An 842-nucleotide genomic window follows, 5' to 3' on the forward strand; every position below is an offset into this window, starting at 1 on the left:
GAACTATGCATTGGCGGTGATGGTGTAGCAAGAGGATATTTAAATAATTTAGAGTTAACTAGAGAAAAATTTGTAGACAATCCTTTTGAACTGGAGACAAAAATGTATAAGACAGGAGATTTGGCAAGATGGCTGCCTGATGGAAATATAGAGTATCTTGGAAGAATAGATAATCAAATAAAGATAAGAGGTTTCAGAATAGAGCTTGGGGAAATAGAAAGTCAACTTTCAAAAGTAAGAGGCATTAAAGAAGCAGTTGTTGTAAGTAGAAATGACGACAATGGAGAAAAATATCTCTGTGCTTATATTACTGCTGAGGAAGAATTAACAATAACATCAGTGAAAGAAGAGCTTTCGAAAAAACTACCGGCTTATATGATGCCAGGTTATATTATACAAATAGATAAGTTGCCATTAACTTCAAATGGAAAAATTGATAGAAAGGCACTTCCAGAAATAGATAAATCTCAAGTTTTAAATGCAGAATATGAAGCACCAAGAAATAAAACTGAAGAAAAGCTAGTAGAAATATGGGAAAGAGTACTTGGTAGAATTCATATAGGTATAAATGATAATTATTTTGATTTGGGAGGGCATTCGCTAAAGGCAACAGTAATTACAGCGCAAATAAAGAAGGAGTTAGGTTTTGAGGTAAAGGTAAGAGAATTATTTGAAAATCCTACAATAAAAACTTTAAGTGGAGTAATAAAACAATCAGATAAAAAAGAATATATAGCAATAGATAAAGCAGAAGAAAAGGAATATTATAAGGTATCATCTGCAGAGAAAAGATTATTTGCAGTATGGGAAATGGATAAAACCAGCATTGTGTATAATATTCC

The 842-nt window shown here is 31.7% G+C and carries 1 protein-coding gene; it reads left to right on the forward strand.

The features are described from left to right. The coding region (locus CLPUN_RS09975) for a non-ribosomal peptide synthetase (RefSeq protein ID WP_143329023.1) at positions 1-842 on the forward strand (842 nt) is incomplete at both ends.

Source organism: Clostridium puniceum, assembly GCF_002006345.1.
GTDB lineage: Bacteria > Bacillota > Clostridia > Clostridiales > Clostridiaceae > Clostridium > Clostridium puniceum.